This is a genomic window from Protofrankia sp. Cas4, assembly GCF_963555915.1.
Lineage (GTDB): Bacteria > Actinomycetota > Actinomycetes > Frankiales > Frankiaceae > Protofrankia.
Genome location: NZ_CAUVXL010000130.1, coordinates 1 through 20,482, shown reverse-complemented (window position 1 = coordinate 20,482; position 20,482 = coordinate 1). Strand labels below are relative to the sequence as shown.

Sequence of the window (20,482 nt, the reverse complement as noted above, 5' to 3'; positions counted from 1 at the left end):
GTCGGCGCAGCTGTGGTCTGCTGCCCGCCAGACCAGGTCAGATCGGCCCGCCGACCGGGTACTTCTGGAACAGCGGGTCGCAGGGACCCACCGGCACGCACCAACGTAGGACGTACCGTTGCACTGTCACGGGGGCAGTGGGCCGCCGCGGGGCGGCAGGAGGTGGCAGGTGATCGAGTTCTCCGGCGTCGGTCAGCTACGGTCGCCGATCGTAGTGGCTGCCTTCGAGGGCTGGAACGATGCCGCGGACGCGTCGTCCGCGGCCGTCGAGCATCTGGAGTCGGCGCTCGACGCGAAGGTGATCGGTGCCATCGATCCGGACGACTACTACGATTTCCAGGTCAACCGTCCCACGGTCAGCGGCACCGACGGTGCGTCCCGCAAAATCTCCTGGCCGACGACACGGCTGTCGGTCGCACGCCCCGACCATGGCGACAACGACCTGGTCCTCATCCGTGGTCTTGAGCCGAACATGCGCTGGCGGGGCTTCACCGACGAGCTGATCGAGGCGATTCATGCGCTCGGCAGCGACATGGTCGTCAGCCTCGGCGCGTTGCTCGCGGATTCTCCACATACCCGCCCGGTGCCGATCAGTGGAACCGCCGGGGACCCGGCCACGGCCGCACGCCTGCGGCTGGACCCGTCGAAGTACGAGGGTCCCACCGGCATCGTCGGGGTGTTCGCGGAGGCATGCTCCAAGGCCGGGCTCGCCTCGGTGTCGTTCTGGGCCGCGGTCCCCCACTACGTGGCGAACCCACCGTGCCCGAAGGCGACGCTGGCCCTGCTACGGCGGGTCGAGGACCTGCTGGACATGGAGATCCCCCTGGGTGACCTGGCCGAACGGGCCCGGGCGTGGGAGCGTCAGGTCGATGAGCTCGCCGCGGGCGACAGCGAGGTTGCCGAGTACGTGCGCGCGTTGGAGTCACGCGAACCCGAGACAGAACTACCCGAAGCCAGCGGGGACGCGATCGCCCGTGAGTTCGAACGGTACCTGCGCAGACGGGGTCAGTGACTACTCCTCGACGACCTCGGCGTCGATGATGTCGTCCTCGCTGCCATAGGCTGGCCGAGCGGTATCCGTCGCCGCCGATGCCCGGGCGAAGAACCCAGGGTCGGCTCCGGTCACATCGTGCGCTGCACTCGTCCCGGACTGCTCGGAGGTCTGCGCACGCCCGGTGCCGGTCGTCGTGCCGGTCGTCGTGCCGGCGCGCGCCAGGTCCGTGACCGCACGGTCGATCTCGCTGGAGCTCATCAGGCTGCGGACCCGCAACAGTGCGCCGAGAACCTCGCCCTGCTGGTGGCGTAACCCCTCGAGGATGCCCGCCACCTGCGAGATCTGTGCCTCGATGTCGTCGAAGCGCTGCTGGGCGCGCTGTCGCGACTCCTCGACCGCGTCGAGGAGTAGTTTGTCTGCCTGCTCACGGGCCTTACGCACGATCGGATGGTTGGCGGCGGCGTCCTCGATGGCCTCCTCCAACGCCTGCTCCGCGATGGCGCGGGCACCCGTGACGATCTCATCGGCTTCCTGATGGGCGATGGTCAGCATGAGGCCGATCCGGCCACCTGCCTGCGCGGCGAGCCGATCGGGCAGGGTCGCCTCGCCATCGCGGCGGCGGCGATCGGCGTGCAGGGCCGCCTCGGCCGCGGCCGCCCGCTGCGTCACCTGACTGGCATACCGCCACAGCGTGGCCAGGTATTCCTCAACCTGACGTGGATCATAACCTCGCGCCACCTCATCGAACCTCGGCCGTTCGGCGTCGGTTCCGGTGTCGGTCCGGTGGTAGTCGGCACCCATCAAACTGAACGTCCTCCAGCCACGACCGGCTCAATGTCCACCCCTAGTAGCGAGTCGATGATTGCACGCGCCAAAGCCGGGGCGTCCGGGACATCACCTCCCGCCGCGAGTGCGGCGCTCGCCCAGCGGTCGACAGCGGCGACGGCACCCGGTGCGTCGAGATCGTCGGCCAGGTGCCGACGCACCTGGTCGAGCAGCGGACGGGCATCGGGTCCGCGCGCGTGGCCGGCCGCCGCCCGCCATCGGGCCAGCCGTTCGCGGGCGACGTCCACGGCCGAGGGAGTCCATTCCCACCCGATCGTGTGATGGTGGTCCAGGAGCGCGATCCGGATCGCCGCCGGTGGTACACCGCGGGCCAGCAGGCGGGAGACGAACTCGAGGTTTCCCCTCGACTTCGACATCTTGTGGCCGTCGAGACCGACCATGGCGGTGTGCACACAGGTACGTGCAAACGGCTGGACACCGGTCGCGACCTCGGCGTGGGCGATGCCGCATTCGTGGTGGGGAAACGTGAGATCCGTACCGCCGCCCTGGACGTCGATGCTCGCACCCAGATAGGTCAGGGCGATGGCGGCACATTCGATGTGCCAGCCCGGTCTACCCGGTCCGAACGGCGACGGCCACGCCGGCTCGCCGGGGCGCTCGGCGCGCCACAACAGGGGGTCGAGCGGGTTTTTCTTGCCGGGACGGTCAGGGTCGCCGCCGTTGCCGGCGGCCCGTTCGACCATCGCGTCGAAACTGAGATGGGAGATCTTGCCGAAACGGGGGGCAGCCTCGATCGGAAAGTAGATGTCACGGTCCACCCGGTAGGTGGCCTCACGGCCGCGCAGTTTCTCGATCAGTTCGATGACCAGCGGAATCGACTCGATCGCCCCCACATATGCGGCCGGCGGCAGGATGCGCAGTGCGGTCATGTCCGCCCGGAACAGGTCGGTCTGACTCCGGGCGATCTCCCGCCAGTCCAGTCCGTCGCGCTTGGCCCGTTCGAACAGTGGATCGTCGACGTCGGTGATGTTCTGGACATAATGGACCTCGTGGCCGGCATCCAGCAGGACCCGCGTGAGTAGATCGTAGGTGAGGTAGGTGAATGCGTGCCCGAGATGCGTGGCATCGTACGGGGTGATCCCACAGACGTACATGCGGACCGTCGGCCCGGCCTCGAGCGGGCGTACCGAGCCGGTCGCCGTGTCGAAAACCCGGAGCGGGAATCCTCGACCGGGAAGCTGCGAGCGTGCGGAGGCCGGCCAGGATCGCATGCGTGTCAGCGTAGCCGGGTCCATGTCAGACAGGCCCAATTGCCGTCAGAGCTACTACCGACGGCCCTAGAACGGCGGCCAGGGAATGGGCGGCCAGTCCCCGGATGGAACCGGAAAACGGCGTTCGGTCAGCAACCTGTTGATCCGGGCGCGCAGGCTCGCGATCTCCGCATCGGTGAGCAGAGCGGCGAGGGCTGCGCCCAGGCTGCCGCCGGCCGCCTCCCGCAGGCAGGCCAGGAGTTCGAGCTCGTCGGCACGCAACCGGTGTCCCCGCCACGTCCACAGCAGCGTGCGCAGCTTGTCCTCGACGTGAAACGTCACGCCGTGGTCAATACCGTAGATCCGCCCGGACGGGCCGGGCAGCAGGTGACTGCCTTTGCGGTCGGCATTGTTGACCACGGCGTCGAACAGCGCGATCGCCCGCAGCTGGGGGTCATCGGACCGGACCAGCGCAACCAGGTCGACGGTCTCGTCGATGTCGATCCAGAGCTGGACCATGCCCGGGCCGAACGGGCCGTCCCGCAGCACCGTGGGCGGCACGATCCCCGCGCCGGTCGCCTCGGAGAGCAGATAGGCCGCACGTTCGCGGCCGGCGAGCGTCCCGTCCGGAAAGTCCCACAACGCGCGTTCGCCACGGACCGGCTTGTAGACGCACCGTCCGGTGTCGCCGTCGCCGTCGCCGTCGCCGTCGCCGTCGCCGACGCCGACGAGACTGATCTCGCAGTACAAGGTTGCATTACTGGCCTCGACCAGCCGTCCCGTGACGGTTATCGTACCGTCACGCAGGAGCCTCAGCGCGCCGGCGGCGTCGAGCCCGCCGGCGTCGAGCGGATCGAGGGGCGGGCGTCCGCCGGGCGCACCGCTGGATACAGACTCGCTCACGTCCTTCAGTCTCGCCGCTCATGTTCACGACTGTCCGGTGGCCCTCCGCCGGGCGCGGGGCTCGTTGCAGCACCGCCCTGCCCGTCACCGCCGCCGACGACGGCGTCACCCTCAGCCGCGTCACCGGGAGTCCGCGGGGCTGGCAGCAGGTCCGCTACCGCACCACCCCGGTCGTTCACTCGGATGACGAACGGGCGATGTTCGGTATAGCGGATGGCCGTCAGTGAACAGGGATCCACTGAGATGCGCTGAAACAGATCCAGGTGCAGGCCCATGGCATCCGCGACGATCGACTTGATGACATCGCCATGGGAGCAGGCGAGCCAGACCGCATCCGGTCCCAGGCGTGCGTTCCAGTCGCGAATCGCCGCGACCGCGCGATGCTGGGTGTCACGCAGAGCCTCCCCCTCGGGCCCGGGGAAAACTACTGCGCTCGGGTGCTCCTGAACGGTCCGCCACAGGGGGTCCTTGGTCAGCGTCGTCAGCTCCTGACCGGTCCAGTCGCCGTAGCGGCACTCCCCCAGACGGTCGTCGATGGTCAGCACGGGACCGTCGTCCCACGGTTCGGGTTTGCCGTGGTGCTCCGCGATCGCGAGGGCTGTTTCCTCGCAGCGTTGCAACGGGCTGGAGACGATCGCGGTCAGCGGTACCGAGGCGAGGCGCTGCGCGAGCGCCGCGGCCTGTGCCTGACCGCGGTCGTCAAGACCGACGCCCGGAGTCCAGCCGAGTAGAACGGTCCCCGTTACAGCGGTGAGACCGTGACGGACGAGCAGGACGGTGGTCACCTGGCATCCACAAGGAACGTATCCTAGCCCGACGCACCACCGGGATCCCTACCCACCGACCGAACGACGACGTTCGACGCACGCCGTAGGCTTCCGCAATGGCAGCCGAGACAAGCCTGACTGACCAGACCCCCGGTGCGCCACCGGGTGAGGTTCCGGCGGTCGATCCGGTGACCGTCTTCGGCGCGTTCTGCGCGGCGGGGCTGTGGCCGGGGCTCGGCCGGACGACCGCCGCCCGGCTACCCGAGGCGGGGATCCGGGGCCCGGCGGACGTCGACGCGACCCGGTTGGCAACGGTCCAGGGCGTCACCCCTGCGCGGGCCCGGCGGTTAGTGGACTCCTTTGCCGCTGCCGGCGGTGCCTATCGCGCGGCCGAGTTGCTCGTCGCGGCCGATCTGCCGGCCCGCCTGGTGCGCAGGCTGGTCGACGAGCTCGGGCCGGGGGTGGCCGACGCGCTGAGCGCGGATCCGTGGGCACTGCTCGCCGGCGGCGAGGCCGAACTCGCCCAGGCCGACCGGTTTGCCCGCGCGACGGGCGCCGGGCGTGACGATCCCCGGCGTGGCCCGGCTGTGGTCGCCTACCTGCTCGGTCGGGCCGCCTCCCGCTTCGGTGACACCGCGGCGCCATTGGACATGCTCGTGCGGACGGCGGCCCGCGACGGTGTCGCGGACCCGGGCGCGGCGCTGCGTATCGCGATCGAAGATGGCCGTGTGATCATAAACGGTGAGCTGGCCGCGCTCGACCGGTACGCCGGGGCCGAGCGGACGGTGGCCGAGGGTGTCGCCCGGCTGCTGGCCATCGCCGAGCCGCTGAGCCCCGGGAGCACGCGGTCAGCGCCGGCGGCCATCCCGGTACCGGTGCCCGCCGCGGCGCCGGTTGACCATCCGGGGATGTTCGACGACCTCGCGGAGGAAGGCGTCGACCCCGACCCCGAAGATGAAGATGAGGATGAGGGCGGGGATCCGGACAACGACGGCGCCAGCGATGGTGGCGGCGCCGACGATCTTGCCACCGTCCTGGCCGGCCTTGATCAGACCCAGCTGCACGCGGCCCGGACCGCGCTCGAAGTCGGGGTGAGCATGCTCACCGGCGGACCGGGGACCGGCAAGAGCCGGACGGTAGCCGCGGTCGTGCGCCTCGCCCACGCGGCCGGCGCGCGGATCGCCCTGGCGGCTCCGACCGGGCGGGCCGCCAAACGCCTGGAGGAGCTGTGTGAGTGGCCGGCGAGCACCTTGCACCGGCTGTTGGCGGCGCAGGGAACGTCGGGAGCCTTCGCCCGCGACGCGGAGAATCCCATCGAGGCCGACCTCGTCGTCGTCGACGAGGCGTCCATGCTCGACGCTGAGCTCGCCGCCGCACTGTTCGACGCGTGCGCCGACGGTACCCATCTGCTGCTCGTCGGAGACCCCGCCCAGCTACCCAGCATCGGTCCGGGCCGGGTGCTCGCAGACCTGCTCGCGGCGCAGGTGGCGCCCGTCACCGAACTGCAGCGGCTCTACCGGCAGTCCGAAGGCGGTGGGATCGCGACGCTCGCCATGGCGGTCCGCGCGGGTGAGCTCCCGCCTCCCCCGTCCGGGCCGGACCGCGAGGTGGTGGCGGTTCCCGCCCGCAGTGCCGGGGAGGCGGCCCACCGGGTTGTCCAGCTTGTCACCGACTCCATCCCGCGGGCACTGGGAATATCCGTCGCGGACGTTCAGGTCGTGACTCCCGTCCACGGTGGACCCGCCGGGACGGCCGCGCTGAACAAGGCACTCAAGCAGGTACTCAACCCCGGTGCCGGGGCACCGGCTGGGGGGGCATCGGGCGGGTTCGACGTCGGCGACCGGGTGGTTGCCACCGCGAACCATCTTGACGACGGGTTCGCCAACGGGGAGATCGGGGTGGTACGCGGCGTCGGTGATCGAGGCGCGCTCACGGTGGCCTTTCCCGGCGGGGATGTCGAGGTCCCGGGCGGAGCGGTCGGAGATCTGCGGCACGGTTGGGCGGTCACGGTCCATCGCGCTCAGGGCAGTGAGTGGCCGGCCGTGGTGGCGGTGTTCCCGCCGGAGGCGGGCCGGATGCTGACCCGCCCGCTGATCTACACCGCGCTGACCCGGGCCCAGCGGCATCTGTCGGTGGTGTCGGTGGGTGGCCCGGCGTTGCGCAGCGCGGTGCGCCAGGCCGACGGTCGCCAGCGTTGCACGCTTCTGCCCGTCATGCTCGCGCAGGAGATCCCGGTTGACCCGGACGACCTCGCCGACCGGCACTGAGCCGACCGCTACCCCGCCGACCATGCCGACCATGCCGACCATGCGGTGCGTCGAGCGGCTGACATGGCCGATCGGCCTGGTGACACTGTGGGTACCGTCTCGGTGGTGAGCACCGACCTTTCTGGGAGTCCGGTGGCGGACGTGCCCGCATCGACATCCGTGTCCGTCGTACCGGTCGCGATGGCACCGGTGCCATCGGCCGTGGCGACGGCGCCGACCACTAGGCCCCGGGCGGAGGTTGCGGTTCGGCGCGATCTCGAGCGGCCCGACCGCCGGCCGGTGTTCGACCCCGGAGGTGCCGGCGGCTGGTCAGTGCCGCCCAGATGGACGCCGATGCGGGACCGGTGGATCCGCCAGCTGCTGATAGCCGCGGTGCTGGGTGCGATCGGGGTCGGCGCGTCCTTGCGGTTTGTCACGCCGAGCCACCTGTGGCTGGACGAATCGCTCACGGTGGAGATCTCTCGCAGACCGGTCGGTCAGCTGCTCGACGCGCTGCGCCACGACGGTTCGCCGCCCCTGTACTACCTGCTCCTGCACATGTGGATCAGGTTGTTCGGGACCGGGGACGTCGCGGTCCGGGCGCTGTCGGGCATCCTGTCGCTGATCACCCTGCCGGTCGCCTGGATCGCCGGGCGGCGGGTCGGGCGGGTGGCGGCGATGTTCGGCAGCGGTGACGGCGCCACGCCCGGGCGGGTGGGGACGGCGGCCCTGTTGCTGTTCGCGTGCTCGCCATACGCGATCCGGTACGGCAGCGAGACCCGGATGTACTCGCTGGTGGTGCTGCTGGTGCTGCTGTTCGGGCTCGCGTTGGTGCGGGCGTTGGAACGCCCGACACGGCGCCGACTGGCGGTGCTGACCGTGTCCACCGCGGCGCTGGTCTACACGCACTACTGGACGTTTCTGCTGGTCACCACCGTTGCGGTGTTCCTCGCGGTCCGATCGCGCGGACGGGCGCCCGTCCGTCGCCCGACGCTGTCCGCGCTGCTGGCGATGCTTGCGTCGGCCGTGGTGTTCGCACCGTGGATGCCGTCCTTCCTGTTTCAGATGCTGCACACGGGCACGCCGTGGGCGGCGCGGGTACAGGCGCAGGTCCTGCTGGACACGGTGTTCGACTGGGCCGGACCGACGTCCACGGGCGCGCTGCTCGGGGTCGTTCTGCTCGGAGCGGCGCTGCTTGGCCTGACGGGCCGGCCGCAGGATGACGGGCTGCACATCGTCCCGACCGGACGGGTGCCCGGACGTTACCTGGTCGCGTTGTGGCTCGTCCCGCTCGCCCTCGCCTACCTGGTCAACACCACCGGTGGTAGTGCTTATACGGAACGCTATACCGGGATATCGCTGCCGGCCTTCCTGCTCCTAGCCGCACTCGGTATCGGCCAGTTGCCCAGGCGGGTACGCACGGCCATCCTGACGATTGTCTGTGTGACGGGGCTGTCCGGCGGCTGGAACATGGCGCGGCAGGAACGTACCCAGGCCGGGGAGATCGCGAACCGGATCGTGGCGCTGGCCCGACCCGGCGACGTGGTCGCCTTCTGCCCTGACCAGCTGGGTCCGGCGGTGTTCCGGGCCATCGAACGCCACGGCGATCCTGATCTCAAGCAGATCGTCTATGCCGACGCGAGCGGGCCGGCACTGGTCGACTGGGTCGACTACGCCGCTCGGATGCGACGGGCCAGCGGCGCGGACTTCGCCGCCCGGGTCAACACCATGGCCGGACCTGGCCACGCGGTGTTCCTCGTGCGCGCGGACGGCTACAAGACCCTGGAGGGGGCCTGCGCGGTCGTGTCCGACCAGCTTGCCGCCCTGCGTGACCGCACCCTGCAGGTCGATCGCCGCATGGTCTACGAAGGTGCGGCGCTGGAGCGCTTCTCCACCCTGCGTTAAGCGGGCACGGCCGACGGTCCGGGCCGGCGCTCGCCCGCCGCGGCGAGCGCGGTCACCAGCAGGGCCATCGGCAGCGTGTAGTGGTTGAAGTACGACTGTTTGTTCATGACATCCAGGGTGAGGAGCACGACGCCCGCACCGGCGCAGAACTCCGCGGCGCCGGCCCGCATCCGCCAGGCGAGCCAGTAGGCGACCGTCAGCGCGACCGCCATCGGGCCGAAACCGGTGGTGATCCCCGTGTGCGCGAGCACACCGGGCACGGACAGCGAATCCCCGTGGACGGGATAGCGGAGGTTGGTCAGCACCGCGTCTCCCCAGAAGTCCGACGGGCCGACGACCACCCAGGGCGCGACGGCGGCGGCCGCCAGCGCGACCGATGCCAGCGCGCGCCTGGGCCCGAACGCCGGCCAGGCCGCGGCGACCGGGACCAGCAGTGCCATGTGCTGCTTGCTGGCGAGGGCGACGGCGAACGCGACGACCGCCCAGCGGCCCCGGCCCGATGTCACCGCCCACACCAGCAGGCTGATGCACGCGGTGAGCAGCGGCTCAGTCCAGGACTGCTGGAGGGCGTACATGGAGCCGGGGAAGGCCAGTACGAGCAGTGGTAGCGCCGGCGGGAGCCTCGTCCCTGCCTGCGCGTCGTCCCGAGACATGATCGCGCGGATGGCGACGGCCGTGACCACCGAGGCGAGCAGCAGGCCGTAGCGGACGTCGGCGAGTAGCAGGCGGAAGGGCGCGAGGAGGAGCGTGGTGCCCGGCAGGTACGGGTAGACGTCGAACAACTGGTGCGCCGGATACCCGGCGCGGCTGGGCGCCCACTGCTGGCGGTACATGTCCGAGCCGTCGACCAGGCCGCGGGCGGAGACCTGCAGGAGATGGAAGACGTCGATGCGCGGCTGCGGCGCTGCGATGATCATAGTGACGCCGGCGGCCGTCATGAGGCCGACAACCGGCCAGAAGCACGCCGGTGATGCCAGCCACCGCGCCGTGGCGCGGTCGCCCGGCGCCCGGCGCAGCCACCCCAGGATCGACCCGGCGGTGAGCAGACCGCCGGCCACGCCGAGCGCATCGGAGACGGACGCCCATCCGCCGCCGGCGTAGTACCGGGGACGCATCGCCACCCCCACCGCGAGGACCACGGCCAGCATCACCCACGGCGTCCCGCGGCCAGGGCGCGCGTCCGTGTCGGGGTCCGGGCCAGGGTTCAGGCCAGGGTCCGGGACGCCCGCGTTGGCGACACCGACGAGCACCGCACCCCAGCCAACCAGCACCAACGGCAGCGGCCATGGGCCGCGCCCGTCGCCCGCGGCGATGCCCGCCGCGACGGCACACCAGCCGAGCAGCAGCGGGCCTGGCGTCCCCCCGGCCGGGCGGTCCCGGCGTAACCACCCGCAGGTCGTGGTCGGATTGTTCGCCCGGCCGGGTAGGAACGCCGCCATGACGTGCACCATGCCAGAGTCGTTACCGGGTCGCCGCGTCGACTCCGAGCCGGTTGGCCGAGATCGCGCGGTGGCAATCGTGAGGGGGTGCGGGCAGGTGCCCGGGCGGCTCATGCCAGACTGAGAAGCCGAGCCGGACTATTGTCCAGCGGTGTTCTAAGTGTGTCGCGCGGATGACCATCGCGTGCGGAGTTGAGGAGAGGTCAGGCACAGTGGCCGAAAAGCCCGAGGTCGTCGTTATCGGAGCCGGACCGGCAGGTCTGACAGCCGGCTGGGAGCTGGTGAAGCGGGACGTACCCGTGACGGTTCTCGAAGGTGACTCGGTGGTGGGAGGTATCAGCCGCACCGCGGAGCGTGAAGGCTGGCGCTTCGACATCGGCGGGCACCGGTTCTTCACCAAGGTGCCCGAGGTCGAGACTCTTTGGCACGAGATTCTGCCTGATGAGGATTTTCTGATGCGCCCGCGGTCGAGCCGCATCATGTACAACGGGAAACTGTTCGACTACCCGCTGCGCGCCGGCAATGCTCTGCGCGGCCTCGGCGTGCTTGAGGCGGCGCGATGCATCTTCTCCTACTTCTGGGCGAGGGTCCGGCCGCCGAAGGACCAGACCAAATTCGAGGGCTGGGTCGCGTCCCGTTTCGGCTGGCGCCTCTATGGGATCTTCTTCAAGACCTACACCGAGAAGGTGTGGGGGGTGCCGGCCAACACGATCGAGGCTGACTGGGCGGCGCAGCGTATCAAGAACCTCTCGCTGTCCAATGCCATCGTGAACGCGGTCATGCCGAAGCGGAACCAGAAGGACATCGCCTCTCTCATCGAGGAATTCCAGTACCCGAAGCACGGGCCCGGAATGATGTGGGAGACCGCGGCGGACAAGATCACCGAGCGCGGCGGTACGATCATACTTGAGGAGAAGGTCCGCAAGATCCACCATGCGGACGGGCGGGCCAGCGGCGTGACCACCGTGGTCACCGGCGGATACGGCCCCGGAGCGGGCGCGCCCGAGGCGTCCCGGACCGACATCGGGTCCGAGCACCGCTACAGTGCGGACGAGATCGTGTCGTCGATGTCGTTCTCCTCGCTGATCCGGGTAATGGATCCGCCCGCCCCCGACCACGTGCTGGCGGCGGCAAACGCGCTACGCTACCGCGACTTCCTCACCGTCGCGCTGGTGGTGCCCGAGTCCGCTGGTTTTCCGGACAACTGGATATACGTGCACTCGCCCGAGCTGTTGGTCGGGCGCATCCAGAACTTCGCGTCGTGGTCGCCGTTCCTGGTAAAGGAGGGACGCACCTGCCTCGGCATGGAGTATTTCGTCTTCGAGGGCGACGAGACGTGGTCGATGCCCGATGAAGACCTGATCGCGTTGGCCACCAAGGAACTCGCCCAGTTGGGTCTGGTTCCGGCCGATCAGGTGGAACGCGGTTTCGTGGTCCGCATGCCGAAGGCATACCCGTTCTACGACGCGGACTACAAGAAGAACGTGGAAATCATGCGTGGATGGCTGGCCGAGGCCACACCGAATGTTCACCCGGTGGGCCGCAACGGTATGCATCGGTACAACAATCAGGACCACTCCATGTACACTGCGCTGCTTACCGTCCAGAACCTCGCTGACGGGGCCGAGCACGACGTGTGGAGCGTCAACGTGGAAGAGGACTATCACGAAGAGGTCTCTCCCGGTTACGCGAAGGAACCGCGTTAGTCGGCGTCGCGGGAACCAGAGGGGGAACTGACCGTGACCGACGTCGCGGTACGGCCGTTGGAGAACATCCCGGGGCCGGCCGAGGGGAGCCGGCCTCGCGTACAACGGGACGGCGTTGTCTTCAAGACAATAATTTTCGCTCTCGTTGTCACAGCTGTGGCGGTACGTTTTTCCGCCCGCCAGGCGTTGTGGTTGGACGAGGCGCAGAGTGTCGCCATTGCGCGGCTTCCGCTGACCGGGCCCGGCACAACGCTGTTTGACGGGCTTCGCCAGGATGGTTCGCCGCCGCTGTACTACCTGCTGTTGCACGGCTGGATCGAGCTGTTCGGAGTCGGCACGTTCGCGGTGCGGACACTGTCGGCTCTGACGAACCTGGCCGCAGCCGGGCCGCTGTACCTGCTGGCTCGCCGTGTCGTCGGCGAGCGCGCCGCGCGGGTGGCGGTGGTGCTCTACCTCACCTCACCGTTCGCGCTGTACTTCGCCACCGAGACCCGGATGTACAGCCTGGTGGTGCTGCTGACCGCAGCTGGCGGGCTGGCACTGGAAGCCACGCTCAAGCGGCGCTCGGCGGGTTCGGTCGCCGCGTTGGCGCTGTGCTCCGGCATGCTGGCGCTCACCCACTACTGGTGCTTCTACCTGCTGTTCACGGTGGCCGGCTGGCTTGCGCTGATTGTGGTGAGGCCGCGGGCGGCGTGGGGTGTCCGGCCACCGCTGGCAGCACTGGCCGGCATCGCCGGTGGGGCCCTGGTGTTCGCTCCCTGGTTGGGTGGGTTCTTCTACCAGATGGCGCACACCGGGACGCCATGGGGAGAACCGGCGACCTTCGCGGCGATCTCACATGCCTACGGGCAGTGGGCGGGCGGTCCCACCACCCAGGGGCGGACGCTGCTGTTCCTCATCACCGGGCTCGCCGCCGCGGGGATCGCCGGCCGGGCGGTCGACGGCCGCTACGTCCTGGTCGACCTGAAGGGTATGGAACCGGGTCGCACGCTGTTCTTCCTGGCCACGGTGACGCTCTTCGTCGCGGTGGCCGCGGGAAAGGTGGTGGGCAACGCCTGGGCGGATCGGTACACCGCCACCGCGTTCGTGCCGTTCCTGTTGGTCATCGGCCTCGGTGCGACCGTTGTCGTGGACAGTCGACTGTTCCGCGGGATCATCGTCGTGTGTGCGTTGCTCGGGCTTGTCGGTGGCTATGGCGACCTGTCCCGCACCCGCACTCAGGCGATGCAGGCCGCGGGCGTGCTCGAACGCATCGGGCGGCCCGGCGACGTGTTGCTGGTCTGCCCGGACCAGCTCGGTCCGGGCCTGTCCCGCACCGTTCCGTCCTGGATGCACGTGTATGTCGTCCCGACCTACCTACCGCCGGACCGCGTTGACTGGACGGACTACGAGACGCGTAACTCGAAGGCGAACGGCGTTGTCCTCGCCGACAGGGCACTCGCGCAGGCCGGCCCCGCCCACACGGTGTTCTTCGCCGGGTCGGGTGCCTACCGGACGTACGAGACCCTGTGTACCCAGGTCCGTGGCCGTCTGCAGGACAGGCGTCCACTGGCCGACGAGGTGATGCGCCAGGGCGAGTCGGCCAGGGTGTGGGAGAACTTCACCCTCCTACGCTTCCAGCCCTGACCTTCATTGGGTTCATTGGGTTCATTGGGATCGATGGCTGGATCGCCGTCGGCGGTGCGATCGTGGTTCTTCGCGCCGTCGGCGGCGGACGTGCGTCCCGCGCAGCCCCCGCGGGGCGGACCAGACCCGCGGGGATGGCGGACGCCGCCGCTACGGACGCTGCCGCTACGCGACATCACCCTCGCCTGGTGTGCCACCCGCATCGTGACCGGTGCCGCGTACGCCCTGGCCCGCTACATCAGCGGCCAGCTCGCCGCGGGACATGACGCGCTGCATCCAACGGTTGCCACGCCGTTCCGGCTGACCGGCCTGCTCGGCTGGGATGCCGGCTGGTACGCAGGTATCGCCGAGCACGGATACGCCGGGGTCGGCGGGCAGGGGCTGCGTTTCTTCCCCCTGCTGCCGCTGCTGGTCCGGGCGGTCGCCGTGGTTCCCGGCCTGGGCGGCCATACCGGCGGCATATTGCTCGTCCTGGTCAACATGATCGCTTTTGTCTTTGTGGCGGCGCTCGCCTGGCTGGCCCGCTCCGAGGGTCTCGACCCGGCGGCAACCTCGCGGGTGGTGTGGCTCGCCTCGTTGGCACCGCCCGCGTTCGTGCTGGTCATGGGCTATACCGAGGCATTGTGGGGGCTGCTGGCCGTTGGTGTGTTCGCGGGCCTGCGGACCCGGCGGTGGGAACTCGCCGCGGTCTGTGGGCTGCTTGCGGGGCTGTGCCGACCGGTCGGCATCCTCCTGGTGGCACCGGCGGCACTCGAGGCCCTTCGCGGGTTGGGGGCAGTCGCGCGCACGGACCGGCTGCGCCGGGCAGCGGCCGTGCTCGCACCCGCAGCCGGCTTCGCGCTCTTTGGGTTGTGGGCGCAGATTGCATATGGTGATGCTCTGCTGCCACTGCGGCTACAACGACAGGAGTCGCTGCACGGCAGCTCGTCGAATCCCGCCGCTGTGCTCTGGGCGGCGGTCCGGGGCATCATCCACGGCCAGGTGGGTACGGGCCTGCACGTGCCATGGTTGGCGCTGTCCGTGGTCCTGCTCGTCGTGATGGCGCGGACGCTGCCGGCGTCCTACACGCTGTGGGCCGCGTTGACGACGGCCGCGGTACTCACTGGCAGTAACCTTGATTCAAGTGAACGGTACGTATATGGAACCTTTCCATACCTTTTTGTCGTGGCCGGGCTCACCCGACGCGACGACGTCCTGCGCATCGTCCTTGCGGTCTGCGCCGCGATGCTGGTGGTGTACGCGTCGCTGGCGTTTCTCGGTCTTTACGTACCATGACGGGTCGTGTCGCTCGGGGTAGACAGGCGGCGTGAACCATCGGGTTCATCACTCTCGTTGTCCACCCTGTCGTTACGGTGGCGTCATGGACGTGGAGTACCAGCGTTTGTATCTGCCGCCTGGCACCGACCGACGCCAGGCGCTGGCGGTGCTCACCCTGCACGCCGAGTTCGGTGACTGGGAACTGGAGCGGCTCCGCCTGCTGCCGGATGGTTCCCGGCGGGTCGTCCTGCGTCGTGCCCGGCGTAAAGGTGGACTTCCCGGATATCTACCGACCTGACCGTCCCGCGAGGTTACCTGGCCACCGCGAGGTTACCTGGCCACGGAGCGCGGATCAGCACCCGGTGTCAAGCACCCGGTGCCAGGTGACCGGGGCCGGTAGGCGGGGCTGTCGGCTGGTCCGAGGGCTGCTCCGGGGGTTGATCTGCGGGTTTGCCGGCAGTCGCCGGCCCGCCGAGGCTGTCGCGCACGGCGGCCAGCTCGGCCCGCACCGCGCGTAGCTCCGTTGCAAGATCATCAGCTTGACGTTCCGCGCGTTCGGCGCGGGCACGGGCATCCGCTCTGCCTTCGACGAGCACCCCCTGGCGTTCGTCCGCCACCCGGTTGGCGTGGTCGAGCCGCCGGTCGGCGTCGGCCTGGATGCGGGCGATTGCGGTGTCGGTGCTCTCCTGTTGGCGAACCAGGTCCAGGCGCAGCCGGTCAGCCTCGGCTCGCGCCTCGGCTGTGGTCCGTTCACCCGCGTCCGCCCGGGCCAGGGCTGCGTCTCTGGCCGCGGTGGCGCCAGCCACGGCCTGGACGGCTTCCTCCCGGGTGTGCGCGAGTGCGGCCGCGGCTTCGCTGCGCGCCGTTGCGACGGCTGCGTCCGCCACCTGACGGGCCTGGCTGATTTCCGCGTTCGCCTGCTGTCGGACCTGCGCGACCCGGGTGTCGGCGTCGCGCCGCACCGCACCGAGGGCCGCTGCGGCTTCGGTCTGGACGGCGTCAAGGGCTGCTCGCGCCTGGTCACGGGCCGCGGCATGCACGTCGCGTTCGGCCTCCAGACCGATCCGTTGCTCGTCGAGTTGGTCCACGGCTGCTACCGCCTCGGCGGCGACCGCTTCGGCCTCGATCCGGGTTGCCTGCGCACCGCGGGCGGCCTGCTCGGCCCGGACCGCCCGGGCGACGGCTTCGGCGACCCGCTCGGCGGCTTCCGCCTCCACCGTCTCGACACGGGCTTCCGTAGCCGCAATATCGCCAAGAGTCGCCATTTCGCGGACGAAACCGTCCAGCGCGCGGGTGAGCCCGGTGGCCAACGCCGTGATCTGTCCCGCCAGCGCGTCGGCTCGTGGACGTGCGCCGCCGGTGAGCCCGGCGGAGGCCGCTGTCGGACTCACCGTCGCGGTGGCGGTGGGTATACCGGCAATGTCCCGCCGCCGACGGTAGGCGGAGAGTCGGTTGTGTGCGGAGTCATCGCAGTACGCGGGCGGCCGTCCAGGCCCGACCGGAGCACTCGGTGGCTGGGCGCACCCCGGGTATGCGCATGTGGCCGGATCGGTCTCGTTGACCACCACACCCTCGGTCATGATAGTGCTCACCGTCCGTTCCAGATTCCGTGAGCGGCCGTCGACCGGGACACGGTCGGCCAGGACACGGTCGACCAGGACAAGGATGCACGAGTGAGCGAACCGTCCGAAGCAGCGGTTACCGGGGTCGCATTGTTCGATCTTGACGGCGTCCTGGTCCGCGGTGACACGTTCACCCGACTGTTGCGTCGCCACCTGTCGCAGTCCCCGTGGCGCACGGCTCTGGTCGTGCCGGTGACGCCCCTGCTGGCGGTGCGCCCGCTCCGCCCGGCCGCGGCACGGATGATCATGAGGCTTGCGCTGCTGGGCTTCGACGCCCCGCGGTTCCGGGCGCGGGCACAGGCGTTCGGCCGGGATCTCGCGGTCGACGGCGGCGTGGCGATACCCGAGGCCGTGGCCACCCTGCGCCGCCATGCCGGCGCGGGTGATCGGGTCGTGGTCGTCACGGCATGTGAACACGATCTCGCCCGTGCGGTTCTCGACGGACTCGGGTTGGGCGAGGTGGAACTGATTTCGTCCCGACTGTCCTGGGGCCGGTTCGGCGTCGGCCGGGGCAGCCTGCACAACTACGGGTCGCGCAAGCCGCGGCAGCTTGCCGCCTACGGGATTGAGCCGCCCTGGGAGCACGCGTACAGCGACTCGCTGGCCGATCTGCCCATGTTGGCGGCTGCCAACCAGGCGATACTGGTCAATCCCGCCGGAAGGGTCGCATGGCGTGCACAGCGGGCGCTCGGCGGGCGGCTGCGGATCGTCCACTGGTGAGGCCCGGTCCGGCGGGAACCCCGGTAGACGGTTGCCAATGGGTAGCAGACCTGCCCTAGCACCTTCTTCTACATGTGTTAACTGGTTCGCGTGGTGCACCCGCCGGATTCGGCTCCCGGCCGCTACTGTCACCCACCGTGACAGCACGATTCCGCGCCGGATGGCGCATGCGTATTGACGGCAGCACCGCAGGCCGGGGGTGGGCGGCGAAAGGTCCACCCGCCTGGCGTCCATCGTCCGGAGCAGGGTTTACCGGCGCCCTTGCACTCGTCATATGCCTGGCCATCTCCGGCCCGGCCACGGCGCTAGCCGCTGTCGGCGGACAGCCGAAAACCACCGATATGGCCGGCATGGCCGGCATGGCGATGCCGAGTCCGGAAGGCACGTCCTACTGGGATGGTGTCGGCGGTGCGGCATTCCATCCGACCGGACAGGTGCGCACCTACTATGTCGGTGCCGATGAGGTCGTCTGGAACTACGCCCCGGACGGGCGCGACGACATCACCGGTCAGGCGTTCGACTCGACAGCGAAGACGTACGTCCAATCCGGACCCGGACGCATCGGAACGAGCTATCTCAAGTGTCTCTACCGCGGCTACACAGACGCGAATTTCACCAGTCTGGCCCCGCGCGCCCCGCAGGATGCGTACCAGGGCTTCCTGGGCCCGGTCATCCGGGCCGAGGTCGGCGACACCATCAAGGTGGTGTTCCGCAACGCCTGCAAGATTTCTGACAGTATGCATCCGCACGGTGTTTTCTACACCAAGGCGAACGAGGGTACGCCCTACGCCGACAACACCTCCGGGGTGGACAAGCTTGACGATGCCGTACCCACCGGAGGCACGCACACCTACACCTGGCTGGTGCCCGACCGGGCGGGCCCGGGCCCACACGACGGTAGTTCGGTCATGTGGATGTACCACTCCCATACCAGCGAGGTCACCGACACCTATGCCGGACTCACCGGCCCGATGGTCATCACAGCCAAGGGGAAGGCGCGGCCGGACGGCAGCCCCGCCGACGTCGACCGTGAGATCTTCACCTTGTTCACAATCACGAACGAGAACTGGAGCCCGTATTTTCAGGAGAACCTCCGCCGTTTTGCCCAGCCGCCGTATCCGTCACAGGACGACAGCAACTTCGTCCGGTCCAACCTGCGGCACGCCATCAACGGCTACGTTTTCGGCAACGAGCCGATGATCACCATCAATAAAGGCGAGCACGTCCGCTGGTACCTGATGAGTATGGGCGGTGAGCAGGACCTGCACACCCCGCACTGGCATGGCAACGACGCGGTCGTGGGCGGAATGCGGATGGATACCGTTCCGCTGCTCCCCGGTACCATGGCAGCGGCCGACATGGTACCCGACAACGTCGGCATCTGGCTTTTTCACTGCCACGTGAACGAGCACATCACCGCCGGCATGCTGACCCGGTACCAGGTCGTGTCCGGCACAGGCACAGGCACAGGCAGCAGTAGCACCGGCGGTACCGGCACCACCGCATCGGCGTCCGGGTCGGGGGCCACAACGATGCCGGTGCCCAAGGGTGCTGTCTCGGCGGGTGAGGGCGGGATAGCCAACCCCCCGTCCGCCGTTCCCGCTGCGTCGGCGGTAGCCGCCATCGTCGTGATGGTCGCCGGCCGCAGGATCGTCCGCCGCCGCCGCAGTCGGACGATGGGCTGACAGCCACACCGTCCACCCCATTGGCATTGGTCATCGCTGGCCAGGCCCGCGCCGTTGCCTCGCAGCGGGCCTGGCCAGCGATATGTCGGGATTCCCCAGTTGTCCGGGCCCGCGTCTCTCGCGGGTCGGGCCTCCTGTGGGCCGTGGCAGCGCTGCGGTCGGACATCCATTGTGCATATTGCCGACACGATACACGGCGCCGTCGACACCGGGTTTTCCGGCGCCGTCGTACAATCACCGCCGGATAGCCACGCAGTCGATCCGCCTGCCCACGTACCGCGTAAGGCGGGGCTTTACCCGACAGGTGGCAGCCCCGTCACAATATCGCCGGCGGGACGAGGCCACAGTAGGGATGAGCGCGAGTACGCGCACGTTACCGGCAGCCGTAGCTGCTATCAACATCGGATACGGACTGTGTGCCTCTTCACGTAACCTTGCATTCTGGGCCGTCGTTGCACGTATGGTCTTCGCCGTGCCTTCGAGAGGAAGGCACGCGTCGGACGGCACGCCGAATCCTGCCCCCGTCCGATGAAAACCAGACCGGTGGCAGGAACGGGGGAACCACTTTCGGACGTCGACGTCAGGCGTCCTCGGGGTGAAGCCGCACATCGCGGCCGGGCACTCCCAGCCCGAATCCGACAGCTCACCTCGCAGGCGTGGGGAAGGACATCTACATGTCCAACGTACGTTCCGGCGACCGTGGAATCAGTCGAATCAAAGCACGGGCCCGGGTATTGATCGCTGTGCCGGCACTTGTTGCCGCCATCGGCGGCGGCAGCGTCGCGCTGTCGCAGCCGGCAAGTGCGGCCCCGTCCGCGGACGGGGCGCTGGCCGCCATTTCGAAGTGCGAATCCGGTGGCAACCCGAGCGTTGTCAACTCGATCGGCGCCGGCGGACTGTTCCAGTTCCTGCCCGGTACCTGGCACGGTGTCGGCGGGTCCGGCCTGCCGCAGAATGCCAGCGCCTCCGAGCAGTGGATGCGTGCGCGGATGCTGTACGCGCAGCAGGGCACCAGCCCCTGGTACGCCTCGAAGCACTGCTGGGCCGGAAAGGCCTAACAGGCTCGACGGCCAAAGGGCGTGCGATCATGTTCTTCTCGCACGCCCGGCGGCCTCAAGCGGTCTCGACGGCGCCCGGGGGGAGATTCTGCCAAATGGGATCTCCCCCCGGCCGGTCGCGTTGCCGGTCAGGAATGTTTTCCAGCCGCCTGGCCGTGCGGCGGTCTGGTCCGCTCAAGCTCCAACGCGATGTCGATGAGATCAACCCGCTCGAGGGTGTCGATCTGATCGACATCGATCCAGGCGGCCTGGTCGGTGGAACCGCCAATCTCATGCCGAAGCACGCCGCCGACCACCCGGGCCGTGTAGATGATCCGCACGGTGTGATGGTCGACTGTGCCGCCGGTGCCGCGCGGAAAACATCTGCGCATCGAGTCCACACCCAGCAGTGATTCGATCACGACGTCGTACCCGGTTTCCTCCTCGACTTCACGTACTGCCGCGGCCAGCGGATCCTCGCCGTGATCGATGCCGCCTCCGGGTAGCGTCCAGAACTTCCCGCCCGTGCCGACGAAACG

At 69.2% G+C, this 20,482-nt stretch carries 17 protein-coding genes and 1 riboswitch; of the genes, 10 read left to right on the top strand and 7 right to left on the bottom strand.

Features of this window, described 5'->3' with window-relative positions; genetic code table 11:
* Positions 1-169: 169 nt before the first annotated feature.
* Positions 170-1,012, top strand: coding sequence for a PAC2 family protein (locus U9979_RS12260; RefSeq protein ID WP_322753978.1), 843 nt, complete (start codon positions 170-172; stop codon positions 1,010-1,012).
* Here U9979_RS12260 and U9979_RS12255 read toward each other — a convergent pair whose 3' ends face one another.
* From U9979_RS12255 to U9979_RS12240, 4 genes are all read right to left on the bottom strand, one after another.
* Positions 1,013-1,795, bottom strand: coding sequence for a hypothetical protein (locus U9979_RS12255; protein ID WP_322779490.1), 783 nt, complete (start codon positions 1,793-1,795; stop codon positions 1,013-1,015).
* Positions 1,795-3,051, bottom strand: a complete 1,257-nt coding sequence (gene mshC / locus U9979_RS12250) for a cysteine--1-D-myo-inosityl 2-amino-2-deoxy-alpha-D-glucopyranoside ligase (RefSeq protein ID WP_322779489.1) — start codon at positions 3,049-3,051, stop codon at positions 1,795-1,797. The genes U9979_RS12255 and mshC overlap by 1 nt, the downstream gene beginning before the upstream one ends.
* A 66-nt stretch (positions 3,052-3,117) precedes the next feature.
* Positions 3,118-3,933 carry an SCO1664 family protein gene (locus tag U9979_RS12245; RefSeq protein WP_322779488.1) on the bottom strand — a complete coding sequence of 272 codons (816 nt, stop codon included), beginning with the start codon at positions 3,931-3,933 and terminating at the stop codon, positions 3,118-3,120.
* A 5-nt stretch (positions 3,934-3,938) separates the two neighbouring features.
* Entirely contained in the window at positions 3,939-4,718 is a 780-nt protein-coding gene (locus U9979_RS12240; protein ID WP_322779487.1) for an MSMEG_4193 family putative phosphomutase, read from the bottom strand.
* A 98-nt stretch (positions 4,719-4,816) separates the two neighbouring features.
* Between U9979_RS12240 and U9979_RS12235 the strand changes: the two genes are divergently transcribed.
* Positions 4,817-6,967, top strand: a complete 2,151-nt coding sequence (locus U9979_RS12235; protein ID WP_322779486.1) for an AAA family ATPase — start codon at positions 4,817-4,819, stop codon at positions 6,965-6,967.
* Between the two features lie 87 nt (positions 6,968-7,054).
* A complete protein-coding gene (locus U9979_RS12230; RefSeq protein ID WP_322779485.1) occupies positions 7,055-8,851 on the top strand; it encodes a glycosyltransferase family 39 protein in 1,797 nt (598 codons plus the stop codon).
* Here the strand turns inward: U9979_RS12230 and U9979_RS12225 are convergent.
* The gene (locus U9979_RS12225; protein ID WP_322779484.1) at positions 8,848-10,302 is read right to left on the bottom strand and encodes a glycosyltransferase 87 family protein; all 1,455 of its coding nucleotides are present in this window, start codon (positions 10,300-10,302) and stop codon (positions 8,848-8,850) included. The two genes, U9979_RS12230 and U9979_RS12225, sit on opposite strands and share 4 nt — an antisense overlap.
* 200 nt (positions 10,303-10,502) lie before the next feature.
* On the opposite strand from U9979_RS12225, the gene U9979_RS12220 reads away from it, so the two are divergent.
* The 4 genes from U9979_RS12220 (at position 10,503) to U9979_RS12205 (ending at position 15,177) form a co-directional block, all read left to right on the top strand.
* Complete coding sequence (locus U9979_RS12220) at positions 10,503-11,996, top strand: NAD(P)/FAD-dependent oxidoreductase (protein ID WP_322753970.1); 1,494 nt, start codon at positions 10,503-10,505, stop codon at positions 11,994-11,996.
* A gap of 33 nt (positions 11,997-12,029) precedes the next feature.
* A complete protein-coding gene (locus U9979_RS12215; protein ID WP_322779483.1) occupies positions 12,030-13,622 on the top strand; it encodes a glycosyltransferase family 39 protein in 1,593 nt (530 codons plus the stop codon).
* 33 nt (positions 13,623-13,655) lie between these two features.
* Positions 13,656-14,897, top strand: a complete 1,242-nt coding sequence (locus tag U9979_RS12210) for a hypothetical protein (RefSeq protein ID WP_322779482.1) — start codon at positions 13,656-13,658, stop codon at positions 14,895-14,897.
* 85 nt (positions 14,898-14,982) lie between these two features.
* Positions 14,983-15,177: a DUF5703 family protein gene (locus U9979_RS12205; protein WP_322753967.1), complete on the top strand. Its 195-nt coding sequence runs from the start codon at positions 14,983-14,985 to the stop codon at positions 15,175-15,177.
* A 67-nt stretch (positions 15,178-15,244) separates the two neighbouring features.
* On the opposite strand, the gene U9979_RS12200 is transcribed toward U9979_RS12205, so the two are convergent.
* The gene (locus U9979_RS12200) at positions 15,245-16,471 is read right to left on the bottom strand and encodes a hypothetical protein (RefSeq protein WP_322779481.1); all 1,227 of its coding nucleotides are present in this window, start codon (positions 16,469-16,471) and stop codon (positions 15,245-15,247) included.
* Positions 16,472-16,552: 81 nt separating this feature from the next.
* Here U9979_RS12200 and U9979_RS12195 point away from each other — a divergent pair, with 81 nt between their 5' ends.
* The 3 genes from U9979_RS12195 to U9979_RS12185 all read left to right on the top strand — a co-directional run bounded on the left by U9979_RS12195 (position 16,553) and on the right by U9979_RS12185 (position 19,964).
* Positions 16,553-17,221: a haloacid dehalogenase-like hydrolase gene (locus U9979_RS12195; protein ID WP_322779480.1), complete on the top strand. Its 669-nt coding sequence runs from the start codon at positions 16,553-16,555 to the stop codon at positions 17,219-17,221.
* 167 nt (positions 17,222-17,388) lie between these two features.
* Entirely contained in the window at positions 17,389-18,906 is a 1,518-nt protein-coding gene (locus U9979_RS12190) for a multicopper oxidase domain-containing protein (RefSeq protein WP_322779479.1), read from the top strand.
* A gap of 496 nt (positions 18,907-19,402) precedes the next feature.
* Positions 19,403-19,578: riboswitch (cyclic di-AMP (ydaO/yuaA leader) on the top strand.
* 2 nt (positions 19,579-19,580) lie between these two features.
* Positions 19,581-19,964 carry a transglycosylase family protein gene (locus U9979_RS12185; protein ID WP_322753963.1) on the top strand — a complete coding sequence of 128 codons (384 nt, stop codon included), beginning with the start codon at positions 19,581-19,583 and terminating at the stop codon, positions 19,962-19,964.
* A gap of 128 nt (positions 19,965-20,092) precedes the next feature.
* Here the strand turns inward: U9979_RS12185 and U9979_RS12180 are convergent.
* Positions 20,093-20,482, bottom strand: a 390-nt coding sequence (locus tag U9979_RS12180; protein ID WP_322779478.1) for an NUDIX hydrolase, incomplete at its 5' end; no start/stop codon positions are given.

What these genes read in the sequence shown, in the direction of transcription:
- U9979_RS12255 (WP_322779490.1), bottom strand. Translation starts at nt 1,795, where the DNA reads ATGGGTGCCGACTACCACCGGACCGACACCGGAACCGACGCCGAACGG.
- mshC (WP_322779489.1), bottom strand. Translation starts at nt 3,051, where the DNA reads ATGCGATCCTGGCCGGCCTCCGCACGCTCGCAGCTTCCCGGTCGAGGA.
- U9979_RS12235 (WP_322779486.1), top strand. Translation starts at nt 4,817, where the DNA reads ATGGCAGCCGAGACAAGCCTGACTGACCAGACCCCCGGTGCGCCACCG.
- U9979_RS12225 (WP_322779484.1), bottom strand. Translation starts at nt 10,302, where the DNA reads ATGGTGCACGTCATGGCGGCGTTCCTACCCGGCCGGGCGAACAATCCG.
- U9979_RS12210 (WP_322779482.1), top strand. Translation starts at nt 13,656, where the DNA reads ATGGCTGGATCGCCGTCGGCGGTGCGATCGTGGTTCTTCGCGCCGTCG.
- U9979_RS12205 (WP_322753967.1), top strand. Translation starts at nt 14,983, where the DNA reads ATGGACGTGGAGTACCAGCGTTTGTATCTGCCGCCTGGCACCGACCGA.
- U9979_RS12190 (WP_322779479.1), top strand. Translation starts at nt 17,389, where the DNA reads ATGCGTATTGACGGCAGCACCGCAGGCCGGGGGTGGGCGGCGAAAGGT.
- U9979_RS12185 (WP_322753963.1), top strand. Translation starts at nt 19,581, where the DNA reads ATGTCCAACGTACGTTCCGGCGACCGTGGAATCAGTCGAATCAAAGCA.